This is a genomic window from Pseudomonas citrullilanati (genome assembly GCF_030580855.1).
GTDB classification, from domain to species: domain Bacteria; phylum Pseudomonadota; class Gammaproteobacteria; order Pseudomonadales; family Pseudomonadaceae; genus Aquipseudomonas; species Aquipseudomonas citrulli.
On the sequence record NZ_JAUQOP010000017.1, the window covers coordinates 80,406 to 95,056 of the forward strand.

General features: G+C 63.9%; 7 protein-coding genes and 1 pseudogene. 2 read left to right on the top strand and 6 right to left on the bottom strand.

The genetic code is table 11. The features are described from left to right. Positions 1–15 precede the first annotated feature (15 nt). The 4 genes and pseudogenes from mscK to Q6A48_RS26090 all read right to left on the bottom strand — a co-directional run. Positions 16–3,378 carry a mechanosensitive channel MscK gene (gene mscK / locus Q6A48_RS13600; protein ID WP_304554619.1) on the bottom strand — a complete coding sequence of 1,121 codons (3,363 nt, stop codon included), beginning with the start codon at positions 3,376–3,378 and terminating at the stop codon, positions 16–18. Positions 3,379–3,412: 34 nt separating this feature from the next. Next, positions 3,413–5,155, bottom strand: coding sequence for a potassium/proton antiporter (locus tag Q6A48_RS13605; RefSeq protein ID WP_304554620.1), 1,743 nt, complete (start codon positions 5,153–5,155; stop codon positions 3,413–3,415). Positions 5,156–5,405: 250 nt separating this feature from the next. Then, a complete protein-coding gene (locus Q6A48_RS26085) occupies positions 5,406–6,278 on the bottom strand; it encodes a methyl-accepting chemotaxis protein (protein WP_369811698.1) in 873 nt (290 codons plus the stop codon). Between the two features lie 30 nt (positions 6,279–6,308). Then, positions 6,309–7,031: pseudogene (locus tag Q6A48_RS26090) on the bottom strand (MCP four helix bundle domain-containing protein); the annotation flags it as partial. A 255-nt stretch (positions 7,032–7,286) separates the two neighbouring features. Between Q6A48_RS26090 and Q6A48_RS13615 the strand changes: the two are divergent. Both Q6A48_RS13615 and Q6A48_RS13620 read left to right on the top strand, forming a co-directional pair. Beyond that, a complete protein-coding gene (locus tag Q6A48_RS13615; RefSeq protein ID WP_304554622.1) occupies positions 7,287–7,517 on the top strand; it encodes a hypothetical protein in 231 nt (76 codons plus the stop codon). Next, entirely contained in the window at positions 7,514–7,816 is a 303-nt protein-coding gene (locus Q6A48_RS13620; RefSeq protein ID WP_304554623.1) for a cell division protein ZapA, read from the top strand. Before Q6A48_RS13615 ends, Q6A48_RS13620 begins: the two co-directional genes overlap by 4 nt. A gap of 729 nt (positions 7,817–8,545) precedes the next feature. Here the strand turns inward: Q6A48_RS13620 and Q6A48_RS13625 are convergent. Next, positions 8,546–10,348: an acyl-CoA dehydrogenase gene (locus Q6A48_RS13625; RefSeq protein ID WP_304554624.1), complete on the bottom strand. Its 1,803-nt coding sequence runs from the start codon at positions 10,346–10,348 to the stop codon at positions 8,546–8,548. Positions 10,349–10,586: 238 nt separating this feature from the next. Continuing rightward, entirely contained in the window at positions 10,587–14,540 is a 3,954-nt protein-coding gene (gene putA, locus Q6A48_RS13630; RefSeq protein WP_304554625.1) for a trifunctional transcriptional regulator/proline dehydrogenase/L-glutamate gamma-semialdehyde dehydrogenase, read from the bottom strand. Positions 14,541–14,651 lie beyond the last annotated feature (111 nt).

Here is a 14,651-nt window from a genome sequence, read left to right on the forward strand (position 1 = left end):
CAAGGCACCCCGCGATCAGTCGAGTGTCTGCTGCGGTGGTTCTGGTACCGGCTTGATGCTGGCGACGGTCGAAGGCACGGGCGCGAGGGTCTTGTTGTCGGGCTCGGCGGGGACCAGCTTGTACTCCTGGCCGTGCAGGTTCTTCAGGTAGATCTCCATCTGCCGGAACGAAATGTTGATGTGCTCTTTCTTGAATTCACGGTTGATGAAACGGTTGATTTCGTCCAGCACCGGGTTGCGGTCACCGAGGTCGCGCACGTGCATGCGCAGCTCGTGGTCCAGGGTGCTTTCACCGAAGTTCAGGAAGTACACGATCGGTTCCGGCTCCTTCAGCACCCGTGGGTTTTCGCGGGCGGCCTTGAGCAGCAGCTCGCGGACCCGGTCCAGGTCCGAGCCGTAGTCGACGCCCAGTTTCAGCGTCACCCGGGTGACGGTGTCGGTCAGCGACCAGTTGATCAGTTGCCCGGTGATGAAGGTCTTGTTCGGGACGATGATGTCCTTGCGGTCGAAGTCGGTGATGGTGGTCGCACGGATGCGGATCTTGCTGACCGTGCCCGACAGGTTGCCGATGGTGATGGTGTCGCCGATGCGCACCGGGCGCTCGAACAGGATCATGATCCCGGAGATGAAGTTGGCGAAGATCTCCTGCATGCCGAAGCCCAGGCCCACCGACAGCGCGGCCACCAGCCATTGCAGTTTGTCCCAGCTCACGCCGAGGGTGGACAGGGTGGTGACGAAGCCGACGCCGGCGATCACATAGGACAGCAGCGTGGTGGTGGCATAGGCGCTGCCCTGGGCCAGGTTAAGCTTCGACAACACGAAGACTTCCAGCAGGCCCGGCAGGTTGCGGGCCAGGGCGAACGTGATGCCGATGATGATCAGCGCGCCGAGCATGTCGCCGATGCTGATGGGCACCATGCTCATGTTCGCGCCGGTGCCGCTGGTGTATTCGTAGAGGGTGATGTTGTCCAGGTACGAGAACACGCTGATCAGGTCCGACCAGACCCAGTACAGCGCGGCGATGAAACCGCCCAGCAGGGCCAGGCGGATCAGGCGCAGGGACTGTTCGTTGACCTTCTCGATATCCAGCGTCGGCTCCTCGACCACCGCCTCGCCGTCGCCGGCCTCCTTGGCGGCCTGGCGCTTGGCGAGGGCGCGCTGGTAGGCCAGGCGCCGCGCCGCCACCGACAGCCCGCGCACGAACGTGGCTTCGATCACCAGCCAGAACATCAGCAGGTACAACGTGTTGATCAGGCGGTCGCTGAGCTTCAGCGCGGTGTAGTAGTAGCCGAAGCACACCGCCACGAACAGCGCGATCGGCAACGCGGTGAACATCACCCCGACGGCCTTGCGAAACAGCGAGGTGTTCTGGTGCGTCGGGCTGCTCAGCAGCAGGCGACTGAGCAACCACGCCATCAACGCGTAGCAGGTCAGCACCACCGGCATGCCGAGCACGTCGTCGGCCAGGGCCGCGGGTTGCAGCTCGGCCACCGCCACCACGGCCACCAGCGCCAGCACCACCAGCCCGAGGCGGCGGATCCAGCCTTGCAGGAATTCGACCTGGGGCTTTTCCCAGCGGAAATGCAATTCAGCCACGCCGCCGGGCGCCAGGACCCGATAGGCGGTGTAGAACACCAGCCAGGCCTGGCCGATCTGCAACAGCGCGGCGCCAAGGTTGGCATTCTGGCCACGGGCGTCGATCTGCAGGGCGTAGCCGCACAGGGCCAGCGCCAGGGCCACCGGCATCGCCAGCAGGATATTGATCAGGATCGCCTGGGGGGTGTGCAACTGGCTGTCGCGCTTGAAGTGGCCGACGTCCTGGTGAACCTTGTTCAGGCGCGCATACAGACTCTTGCGCCGCCACAGCAGGGCGCCGATCAGCAACGCCAGGGGCAGGAACAGCAGCGGTCGCTGGGTCAGGCCATCGGCCAGTTCGCTGAGGCTTGAGGCCCAGGGCAGCGAGTCGACCTGCTTTTCCAGGCGCATGGGCACCGCGCGCAACCATTCCAGGTCCAGCGGCTTGTTGCTGGGAATCCAGAACATCTGCTCTTCCAGGGTGGCCCGCAGGTTCTGGGCGGTGCTGAGCAATTGCTTCTGGTTGAGCTGCAAGGTAATGGATTCGTTGAGGACCGCGCTCAACTCACGGTTCAGGCGTTCCAGCAGGTCGACGCGGGTCAGTGCCAGGTCCAGCAGGGTCTTGCGCAGTTGCGGCGTGACCTGCTCCGCCGGTTGCGACGCCAGCAGGTTGTCGACATAGGCGCTCGGGTTGTTCAGCAGTTCGCGCTGCTGGCTGACTTCGAACTGGTACAGGCGGATGTCGGCGATCTGGTCGGCCAGGTTCTGGTCCAGCTTCAGCCGGGGCAGGGTCTGGCGCTGCTTGTAGAGGATCTTGGAGAGCAGCAGGCTGCCCTTGAGCACGCTGATCTGTTCGTCCAGGGCGGCGTCGGTCTGGGTGACGCTGTCGAGCAATTGCTTGGTCTGCAGGTTCTGCTGGGTGACTTCGTTGAGGCGGTCGGTGCTCTTGAGCAGGTAGTCGGACAGCTTCAGGTTGGCCGCGCTTTCGGTTGCCAACAGGCTGCTGCTACCGGCTTTCTGGGCCTCGATGGATTGCTGGGTCACGGTCTCCTGGGATTGGGCCAGGCGCTTCTGGTTGATCAGGTTTTGCAGGTCCTGGATCTCCCGCTCCATGCGGTCGATCTTTTCCATGAGCAGATCGTGCTGGCCGTTGCCCAGGTCCTGCAACTGGCTGTTGCCGGCCAGTTCCTGGCGGCGCAATGGGATCAGGGCGTTGAGGGCGGCCAGTTCGGCATTGAGCTGGTCGCGCTGCTCGCTGCTCAGGGGTTTGCCGGAGTCCCTGCCGGCCTTGAGGATGGCGTTGATCTGCTGGATCCGGGTCTGGCTGCTGGAAATTTCAGCCTGGGCACGTTCGGGGCGCGTCTGTGCGGTGATGATCAGGCTGTTGGCGTCGGCCAGGGCCTTTTGCAGGTCGCCTTGTTGGGTGGAGCGCTCCGCCAGCATCTGTTCGAGCTGGGGAATCGGCAGGTTGGCGTAGCGCTGCGCCACTGGCACCACGTTGGTGGCCTTGAGGCGTGCCAGCTCGCGCTGGTTCTCGATGTTCTGTTTCGGCGCGTTGGCCAACTGCTGCTTGAGGGCGTGCAGCTTCTGCTCGTAGTCGGCCTTGTTGTTCAGCTGGGTCAGCGTACCTTGCAGCACGGCTTGCAAGGCCTTCTGGTCAGCTTCCGGCAGCTTGCGGTCGGCGATCTTGTCCAGGCTGGCCTGCACTGACTCACTGGTGGGCACTTCGGCCGCTTGCAGGGTGCAGACGGAGAGACTCAGGCCCAGCAGGGCGATGGCGAAGAAGGAACGCAGGGTAGGCATAGAGACCGGTCGAGCAAGTGAGAATGGGAGCAGTTTAGAGGAACAAGCCGGGACCCGGGCGACTTCCTTCGGGGAATCTGACGCCCACTTTGCCGATCTTGTTCCCGTCCATGGCCGCGACGGTCCACAGGGTATTGTTCCAGTCCACCTGGTCGCCGACCACCGGCGCGCCGCCCACTTTCTGGGCAATGAAGCGGCCCAGGGACATGTCTGGATCGATGCCGTCGAGCTTCAGCCCGTAGAGCGCCGCAACCGCCGCCAGCTGGGCGTCTCCTTCCAGTACGAAGTCGCCGAAAAAGCGCAGGTCCAGGCCGCGTTGCGGGGCCTGGCTGAACAGTTTTCCAAGGGCCGGCAGATCGTGTTCGTGGCCGATGACACAGAGCAGATCGCCGACTTCCAGCACCGTGCTACCCGACGGATGGAGCAATTGCTGGCCACGAAACAGGGCGGCGATGCGGGTACCTTCCGGCATCTTCAGGTCCCGCAGGGGCGAGCCGATGCACCATTTTTCAGCGCCCAGGCGATAGATGAACAGCTCCCACTCGCTGGTGACATGGACCTCCAGCGCGGCGCGGGAGATCGGCAACGGCTCGGGCGGGACGGTGACGTGCAGCAACTTGGCGACCCACGGCAGGCTCGTGCCTTGCACCAGCAGCGACACCAGCACGATGAAGAACGCCAGGTTGAAATAGAGCTGGGCGTGGGGCAGGCCGGCCATCAACGGGAACACGGCCAGGATGATCGGCACCGCGCCGCGCAGGCCGACCCAGGAAATGAACGCTTTCTCGCGACCGTGGAACGCCTTGAACGGCAACAGCCCGACCATCACCGACAATGGGCGGGCAAACAGGATCATCCACAAGGCCAGGCCCAGGGCGGGCAGGGCGATCGGCAGCAGGTCGTGGGGCGTGACCAGCAGCCCCAGCACCAGGAACATGCCGATCTGTGCCAGCCAGGCCATGCCGTCGAGCATGTGCAGGATCCCGTGGCGGCTGCGCACCGGGCGGTTGCCCAGCACCAGGCCGCACAGGTACACCGCGAGGAAACCGCTGCCGTGCAGGGCGTTGGTCAGGGCGAACACGGCCAGGCCGCCGCTGATCACCAGGATCGGGTAGAGGCCGTTGGCCAGGTGGATGCGGTTGACCAGTTGCAACATCAACCAGCCACCGCCCAGGCCGAGCACCGCACCGATGCCGAACTCACGCACCAGGTGCCCGAGCAGGCTCCAATGCAGGCCGGTTTCGCCACTGGCGAGCATGCCGATCAGGGTGACGGTCAGGAACACCGCCATGGGGTCGTTGCTGCCGGACTCGATTTCGAGGGTGGCGCTGACCCGCTCGTTCAGGCCCTTGCCGCCCAGCAGCGAGAACACCGCCGCGGCGTCGGTCGAGCCGACGATGGCGCCGATCAGCAAGCCCTGGATCAGGTTCAGGTTGAATAGCCAAGCCGCCGCCAGGCCGGTCAGCCCGGTGGTGATCAACACCCCCACCGTGGCCAGCGACAACGCCGGCCACAGCGCCACGCGAAAGCTCGACACCCGCGTGCGCAAGCCGCCGTCCAGCAGGATGACGGCCAAGGCGAGGTTGCCGACCAGGTAGGCCGTGGCGTAGTTGTCGAAAAGAATACCGGCGCCGTCGATGCCGGCGGCCATGCCCACGGCCAGGATGATCACCAGTATCGGGATGCCCAGGCGGGATGAAAGAGAACTGACCAGAATGCTCGCACTCACCAGCAACGCGCCGATCAAGAACAGGCTGTTGATGGTCGTCGCAGTCAAAGGCAATACTCCGGAAAAGCTGAAGGACGGGCGCAAACTGACCATGCAGTCTGCGTGCCAGCGATTCTAACCTGTTGAAATGCGATGCTGTCAAAAAAGGTTGGGGATCGGAGCCATGGACGCAGCCCTTGTGGCGAGGGGATTTATCCCCGCTCGAGTGCGAAGCGCTCGCCCTTGGACTGCGGGGCAGCACGGTATTGGGGCTGCTTTGCAGCCCAACGGGGATAAATCCCCTCGCCACAAAGATAAATCAGAGGCTGAACCGCCCGACCATGCTGTTGAGGTCCACGGCCAGGCGCGACAGTTCGGCACTGGCGGCGCTGGTCTGGTTGGCGCCGGTGGCCGATTGCACCGACAGGTCGCGGATGTTCACCAGGTTGCGGTCGACTTCGCGGGCCACCTGGGCCTGTTCCTCGGCGGCGCTGGCGATCACCAGGTTGCGTTCGTTGATCTCGACGATGGCGGTGTTGATCGTGTCCAGCGAAAGGCCGGCACCGCGGGCGATGTTCAGGGTCGACTCGGCGCGTTCGGTGCTGTTGCGCATCGAATCCACGGCCTGTTCGGTGCCGCTCTGGATGCTGCCGATCATGCGTTCGATTTCGCTGGTCGACTGCTGGGTGCGATGCGCCAGGGCACGCACTTCGTCGGCCACCACGGCGAAACCGCGACCGGCTTCACCGGCACGGGCGGCTTCGATGGCGGCGTTCAAGGCCAGCAGGTTGGTCTGGTCGGCCAGGCCGCGGATCACGTCCAGCACCTTGCCGATGTCACGGGATTCGTCAGCCAGGTTGCCGATCAGCGTCGCGGTGCTTTGCACGTCGGCGCTCATGCGTTCGATGGCCCCCACGGTTTCCTGCACCAGGTCGCGACCGTCGCCGGCGGAGGTGGTGGCGTTCTTCGACGCTTCGGAAGTGCTGACCGCGTTGCGGGCGACTTCTTCCACGGCGCTGGTCATCTCGTTGACGGCGGTCGCGGCCTGTTCGATTTCGTTGTTCTGCATCGTCAAGCCACGGGCGCTCTCGTCGGTGACGCTGTTGAGCTCTTCCGCGGCGGAAGCCAGTTGCGTGGCCGAGCCGGAGATCCGCTGCAGGGTGTCCCGCAGTTTGTCCTGCATGGTTGCCATCGCCCGCAGCAGGCGACCGGCTTCGTCGCTGCCGTCGACGGTAACGGGACGGGTCAGGTTGCCCTTGGCGATTTCCTCGGCGGCTTCCAGCGCGCTGCCAATTGGCCGGGTGATGCTGTTGGTCAGCAGCCAGGCGAACAGCAGGGTCAGGCCGGTGGCGATGACCAGCAGCGTGACGACCCAGTTGAAGGCCGTCGAATACTGTTGCGCGGCCCCTTGGTTGAGGTCCTCGGCCTGCTGGTTGTTGATGTCCAGCAGGCGATCGATCACCACGTTGATGGCGTCGGAATTGGTCAGCAGTTCGGTGTTGAGCAGGGTGCGCAGTTCATCGATCTGATTGTTGCGCGACAGGGTCTTCATCCGCTCTTCGAGCTGGCGGTACTGCCCCAGCAACTGCACGTACTGATCGTAGGCGGCCCGTTCTTCCGGCGCGCTGATGAGCTTCTCATAGGCGGTCTGGGCGGCACGGAGCTGCTGGTTGCGTTGCTCGAACAGATCGTAGGTTTTCTGCTGGATGTCGGGTTCGCGGTTCACCAGCAAGCGATAGGACAGCACTCGCAGGCGCAGGGTGATCTGGCTGAACTCATCCAGGGCCTTGATGCTGGGCACGCTGTTCTGGACGATGTTTTCGCCGGACGTGCGGATCTTGCTCATCTGGGTCAGGGCAAACACCCCGAGGACCAGCATCAGGGCGCCGATCAGGGCAAACCCCAGGAACGCCCGCGGCGCGATGTTCATATTACGTAGAGACATGGAAAGTACCGGGTGGGAGCGCGTCCGTGCGGGCTGTGACGGGTATACCGGACTTATCGGTCATGGGGCTGAAGTCTTGAGCTCGCCGCGCGCTTTTGTCGCTGCTCGGAGGGGGTGGCGCGACGAAGGGTAGGAACCAGATTTCGCAAATGCAGTCTCTAAAACTCGTCAGCGAACCACCGCTGCCTGTAACCGTGGCGTCGCCGATGACTTTTCTTTATCGTACGCGCCCCCTGAAAAACCCTGGAAATCAATATGTTGGAAACATCCCTCAGCCAGCTGGAGCAACTGGTCAACGACCTGGTGCAACAGAACCGCCACCTCACTGGCCTGAACGAAACCCTGAGCGCGGACCTCGCCAGGGCCAAGGATGAAAACGAGAGCCTGCAACTGAGCCTGTTGGAGCAGGAAGAACTGCACGGCACCGCCGCCGCCCGCATCCAGGCCTTGATCGAGCGCGCCAGCGCCGGTCCTGTCGGCGCATGAGGCACGGCGCCGAGGGCGTGACCGTCGTCTCGATCCTGGGAGAGGATTATTCGATCAAGGCACCGGCCGGGCAGGAGCAAGCGTTGCTGGACGCCGCTGCGATGCTCAAGGCTGCGTTGGCCGATACCAAGGGCAAGTATCCGACGCTGATCGGTGATCGCCTGTTGGTCCTGGCGGCGATGAACCTGTGTTCGCGGCAGATTGAAATGCAGAAGCAGCATCAGGCGGAGCTGGAGCGTTACCAGGAGCAGGTGAGTGCTACGGTCGATGTGATTGCCAAGACGATTCAGCGGGCTTGAACCGGGTTTTCGGGCTCTGGCCCATTGTGGAGCGAGCCTGACAGGCGACCGCACTCTTGCAGTGGTACCTGGTCCCCTGTGGGAGCGAGCTTGCTCGCGATGGCGGTTTTGGGTTGGGTGCATATCCATTGCTGCGGTAACGGCGGCTTATGGTTCCGCTCTTACAGCGGGTCACTTTTGGCAAACGCCCGGAATGCCGGCCCAGCCAAAAGTAACCAAAAGGTCTTCGCCCCACCACTCGGCACCTCGCCTGCGGCTCGGTGTGCCCGAACGCCGGCATTGCTCCATGGGCCCGCCGCGAAGGGCCATCCATGGCCCAGCGCGGCTATCCCGGCATCCATGCCGGGATGCCCACTGCGCAACGCCGGCGTTCGGCCAGCGTGGTTGATGGGGCGCTGAAGATCAAAAGCAAAGCAAAGCAAAGCAAAGCAAAGCCAAAGCAGCACTGCTTTTCGCGGGTGTACCCGTCCCAGTTGTGGGAGCGAGCCTGCTCGCGAAGGCGGCCTGACCGCCGACCGGATTTTCGCAGTGGTACTCGAACCCCTGTGGGAGCGAGCCTGCTCGCGAAGGCGGCCTGACAGCCGACCGGATTTTCGCAGTGGTACTCGGACCCCTGTGGGAGCGAGCTTGCTCGCGATGGCGGCGGCACATCCGGAGTCCGTTCAACTGACCCACCGCTTTCGCGAGCGGATCACTCTACATGGGCTCGGGCGTCCGCCGGCCCCAGGTTCAGAACCACTCGTCCCGCATCCCCAGGCACGTATCATCCCGCGCTTCCAGCAACGCCAGTTCATGATGGCACCCCGGGACTTCCCACGTCAGGAAGTAGCGCGCCGCCTGCAACTTGCCTTTATAGAAGTCGCTGTCCGCGGCATTCCCCCTGGCCAGGCCTTCTTCGGCGCGGATCGCCTGTTCCAGCCAGCGCCAGCCGATCACCATGTGGCCAAACACCTTGAGGTACAGCGCCGAGTTGGCAAGGCTGCCGTTCACTTTGCCTTGGGCCAGGTCGGTCAGTAGCCCGAGGGTGACGGTTTGCAGGCGCGCCACGAGGGCTTCCAATGGCTGGCGCAATGGCGTCAGCGAGGGGTTCGCCTGGGCGCGCTCGGTGGTGTCGGCCACCAGGCGGATCAGTTGCTTGAGCCCGGCGCCACCGTTCTGCGCCAGTTTGCGCCCCAGCAGGTCCAGGGACTGGATGCCGTGGGTGCCTTCGTGGATCGGGTTCAGGCGGTTGTCGCGGTAGTACTGTTCCACCGGGTATTCGCGGGTGTAGCCGTGGCCGCCGAGGATCTGGATCGCCAGTTCGTTGGCCTTCAGGCAAAACTCCGAGGGCCAGGATTTGACGATGGGCGTGAGCAGGTCCAACAGTTCATGGGCATGCCGGCGCTCGATTTCGTTCGTGAGGGTGGTGGTGTCGTCGAACAGCCGTGCCGCGTACAGGCCCAGGTCGAACGAGCCTTCGACGTACGCCTTCTGGGTCAGCAGCATGCGGCGCACGTCGGCGTGCTGGATGATCGCCACGGGGGCGGTAGTCGGGTCCTTGCTGTCGGGGACGCGGCCCTGCGGGCGTTCGCGGGCGTATTCGAGGGAGTACAGGTAGCCGGCGTACCCCAGCATCACCGCGCCCATGCCGACGCCGATCCGCGCCTCGTTCATCATCTGGAACATGTAGCTCAGGCCATGGTGCGGTTTGCCGACGAGGTAGCCGACGCAGTCGCCGTTGTCGCCGAAATTCAATGCCGTGGAGGTGGTGCCGCGCCAGCCCATCTTGTGGAACAGGCCGGCCAGCAGCACGTCATTGCGGCGACCGAGGCTGCCGTCGTCGTTGACCAGGAACTTGGGCACGATGAACAGCGAGATGCCCTTCACCCCCGGGGGCGCGTCCGGCAGTTTGGCCAGGACCATGTGCACGATGTTTTCCGACAACGGGTGATCGCCGCCGGAAATGAAGATCTTGTTGCCCTTGAGTCGATAGGTGCCGTCGGCTGCCGGCTCGGCGCGCGTACGAATATCCGACAGCGAAGAGCCCGCATGGGGTTCGGTCAGGGCCATGGTGCCGAAGAAGCGGCCGTCGATCATCGGCTGCAGGAAGCGTTGCTTCTGTTCCTCGCTGCCGAAACTTTCGATCAGGTTCGCCGCGCCCATGGTCAGGAACGGGTAGGAGGTGGAGGCGGCGTTGGCCGACTGGAAATGCGCGAAGCAGGCCTGGGACAGCAGGGTCGGCAGTTGCATGCCGCCAGCGTCGAAGCTGCGGGCGGCGTTCAGGAAGCCGGCTTCCAGGAAAGCGTCCACCGCCGGTTTCACCTCGGGGATCAGGATGGCCTGGCCGTTCTCGTAGCGGGGTTCGTTTTCGTCGTTCTTGCGGTTGTGCGGCGCGAAATACTTCTCGGCGATGCTGCGGGCCGTGCCGATGGCCGCGTCGAAGGTTTCGCGGTTGTGCTCGGCGAACCGCTCGCGCTGGGTCAGGCCTTCGGCATCAAGGACTTCATACAGCTCGAAAGCCAGATTACGGGAACTGAGCAGCGTCTCGGACATGGCGGCCTACCTTGTTTGGAATGGGCCGAGTCTAGGCGCGCTGATAAAGGCTGAACAGGATGATTGATGGGGATGATGGAGCGGTACAAGTTGTCAGCTACAAGCTACAAGCTACAAGCTACAAGCTACAAGCTACAAGCTACAAGCTACAAGCTACAAGCTACAAGCTACAAGCTACAAGCAGGAGCAGGGCACCCGCTTTTACTTGCAGCTTGTAGCTAACAGCTTGCAGCTGCCTTTACCCGATGGTCATCAGGCTGGCGTTGCCGCCCGCTGCGGCGGTGTTGACGCTCAACGCCCGCTCGATCACCAAGCGTTCCAGCGCGATGCCGGTTTCGCCTTGCGACAGGCCATGGACCCCGACGATGGCGCCGGCACGCTTGGCCACTTGCTGGCACACGCCACGCAGTTGGTCAGAATCGCCATGGTGCAGGACCGCGTCGAATACCACCTCGTCTTTGGTCCAGTCGGAAACCCGCTGGATGCGCGACTGGATATCCTTCGGCAAGCGTGCGAACAAGGCCTTGCTGGTGTCGGTTTCCGGCCACACCGCCGAGCCGCCCACGGCCAGCACGGCCGCCAGTTGAGTCAGCAGGTCGCCTTCCACATCGGCCAGGCACAGCACGTGTTCGCGCGGCAGGATCGCGTAGCTGTTGCGTTCGCCGGTCGGGCCGGTCAGCTGGCGGGTGATGCCGCTTTGCGATTGGGCCGCGAACTGCACGCACAGGGCGCTCAGCTCGGCGAGCTTGTGGCTGTCGGCCCAGGCTTGCAGGGCGGTCAGCGGTTTGCTCATGGCGTCGCGCAGGCGCAGGTCCGGCGCATTGAGGGCGTCGCCGCGGGCGAAGGACTGTTGGATCGCGTCGGTAGGACGGGTCGACAGCAGGCGGTACAGGTACAGCGGACCACCGGCCTTCGGCCCCGTGCCCGACAAGCCTTCGCCGCCGAACGGCTGCACGCCGACCACGGCACCGACGATGTTGCGGTTCACGTAGACGTTACCGGCATGGACGTTGTCGATCACCTTGGCGATGGTTTCGTCGATGCGGGTGTGCACGCCCAGGGTCAGGCCATAGCCGGAGGCGTTGATCTGGTTGATCAACTGATCCAGTTCCTTGCGCTTGTAGCGCACCACGTGCAGAACCGGACCGAAGATCTCGCGCTGCAATTCGTCGAAGCTTTCCAGCTCGATCAAGGTTGGCATCACAAAGGTGCCGCGCTTGCATTCTTCGCTGTCGGCGATCGCCATCTGGTACACCGTGCGGCCTTTGTCGCGCATGGCCTGGATGTGTTTCTCGATGCCGGCCTTGGCTTCGGCATCGATCACCGGGCCGATGTCCACCGACAGGCGCTCGGGGTTGCCGAGGCGCGATTCAGCCATGGCACCCTTGAGCATTTCGATGACGCGGTCGGCGGAATCTTCCTGCAGGCACAGGACCCGCAGGGCCGAGCAACGCTGGCCGGCGCTGTCGAAGGCCGAGGACACCACGTCGATGACCACTTGTTCGGTCAGCGCCGAGGAATCGACGATCATGGCGTTCTGGCCACCGGTTTCGGCGATCAGTGGAATCGGACGACCCTGGCTGTCCAGGCGACCGGCGATGTTGCGTTGCAGCAGGCGGGCGACTTCGGTGGAGCCAGTGAACATCACGCCTTTGACCCGCTCGTCACCCACCAGGCGGGCACCGACGGTTTCACCGCGGCCCGGCAGCAGTTGCAGGACGCCTTCGGGGATGCCGGCTTCGAGCATCAGGCGCACAGCCTGTGCCGCTACCAATGGAGTCTGTTCGGCAGGCTTGGCCAGGACCGGGTTGCCGGCGGCCAGCGCGGCCGCCACTTGGCCACTGAAAATGGCCAGGGGGAAGTTCCACGGGCTGATGCAGACCACCGGGCCCAATGGGCGGTGGGCATCGTTGGTGAAGTCGTTGCGCGCCTGCACCGCGTAGTAGCGCAGGAAGTCCACCGCTTCACGCACTTCGGCGATGGCGTTGGCGAAGGTCTTGCCGGCTTCGCGGGCCAGCAGGCCCATCAGCGGCTGGATCTCGCCTTCCATCAGATCGGCGGCACGTTCGAGGATCGCGGCGCGTTCGGCCGGCGGCGTGGCCTGCCAGATCGGCGCGGCATTGAGGGCGCACTGGATGGCGTTGTCGACATCGGCAACGGTGGCTTCCTGGACATGGCCGACCACGTCGCGATGATCGGACGGGTTCAGCACCGCTGCCGGGGTTTCCTCGCTGGCGGCGCAACCGAGCATCGGCGCGGCCTTCCAATCGTTATGCGCGGTGGCCAGCAGCGCGCAGGACAGCGAAGCCAGGCGATGCTCGTTGGCCATGTCGATGCCGCTGGAGTTGGCGCGCTCGCTGCCGTACAGGTCGCGTGGCAGGGGAATGCGCGGGTGCGGCAGGCCGAAACCACCTTCCAGGGTCGCCATCTGTTCGATACTGGCGACCGGGTCCGCCACCAGTTCCTGGATCGAAATGGACTGGTCGGCGATGCGGTTGACGAACGAGGTGTTGGCGCCGTTTTCCAGCAGGCGACGCACCAGGTAGGCCAGCAGTGTCTCGTGGGTGCCGACTGGTGCGTACACGCGGCACGGACGGTTCAGCTTGCCTTCGGAAACCTTGCCTACAACCTGTTCGTACAGCGGTTCACCCATACCGTGCAGGCACTGGAACTCATACTGGCCCGGGTAATAGTTCTGTCCGGCGATGTGGTAGATGGCCGACAGCGTATGGGCGTTGTGGGTGGCGAATTGCGGGTAGATGACTTCCGGTACCGACAGCAGCTTGCGGGCGCAGGCGATGTAGGAAACGTCGGTGTACACCTTGCGGGTATACACCGGGTAGCCTTCCAGGCCTTCAACCTGGGCGCGCTTGATCTCGCTGTCCCAGTAGGCGCCCTTCACCAGGCGGATCATCAGGCGGTGACGGCTGCGGCGGGCCAGGTCGATGACGTAGTCGATCACGTACGGGCAGCGCTTCTGGTACGCCTGGATCACGAAACCGATGCCGTTCCAGCCGGTCAGTTGCGGCTCGAAGCACAGGCGTTCGAGCAGGTCGAGGGACAGCTCCAGGCGGTCGGCTTCCTCGGCGTCGATGTTCAGGCCGATGTCGTATTGCTTGGCCAGCAGGGTCAGCGACAGCAGGCGCGGATACAGCTCGTCCATGACGCGCTCGTACTGGGCGCGGCTGTAGCGCGGGTGCAGGGCGGAGAGCTTGATGGAGATGCCCGGGCCTTCATAGATCCCACGTCCGTGGGAGGCCTTGCCGATCGAATGGATGGCTTGTTCGTACGAGGCCAGGTACTTCTGGGCGTCGTGCTCGGTGAGCGCGGCTTCACCCAGCATGTCGTAGGAATAGCGGAAGCCCTTGGTCTCGAATTTGTTGGCATTGGCCAGGGCTTCGGCGATGGTCTCGCCGGTGACGAACTGCTCGCCCATCAGGCGCATGGCCATGTCGACGCCCTTGCGGATCATCGGCTCGCCGCTTTTGCCGATGATGCGGCTCAGGGATGACGTCAGGCCGGCTTCATTATGGGTAGCCACCAGCTTGCCGGTCAGCAACAGGCCCCAGGTAGCCGCGTTGACGAACAGCGATGGGCTGTTACCCAGGTGCGGCTGCCAGTTGCCGGTGCTGATCTTGTCGCGGATCAACGCGTCGCGGGTGCCTTTGTCCGGAATCCGCAACAGGGCTTCGGCCAGGCACATCAGCGCGACGCCTTCCTGGGACGACAGGGAAAATTCCTGCAGCAAGCCCTGAACGATCCCGGCACGGCCGCCGGCGCTTTTCTGGTTGCGTAATTTCTCGGCGATCGAGGCAGCCAGCTTGTTGGTGGCCTCGGCCATTTGCGCAGGCAGGCGAGCCTGCTCGATCAGCATCGGCACCACTTCCGGCTCGGGGCGACGGTAGGCGGCGGTGATGGAGGCGCGCAGCACCGATTGCGGCAGGATGCTCTCGGCAAATTCCAGGAAGCACTGGTGGGCGTGATCGGCCTGGACTTCGCCGGCGTCGTCGCCGTCGGCGCGGGTCGAACCGTTCAGCTCGGTCAGGGTTGCACCACCCTCGAGTTTTTCCAGGTAATTGAAAATTGCCTGCTTGATCAGCCAGTGAGGTGTGCGATCAATCGAGGTTGCGGCGGCCTTGAGGCGTTCGCGGGTCGGGTCGTCGAGTTTGACCCCGAGGGTGGTGGTAGCCATATTTTTATCCTCATGTTTACCACGTAGGCGTGGCATCAGCTGGCGGCAAGATTAGCCGTGCGCCGAATGAGGTGCAACCGGGTGCAACCCTTTTTTGGATGAAATACTCGG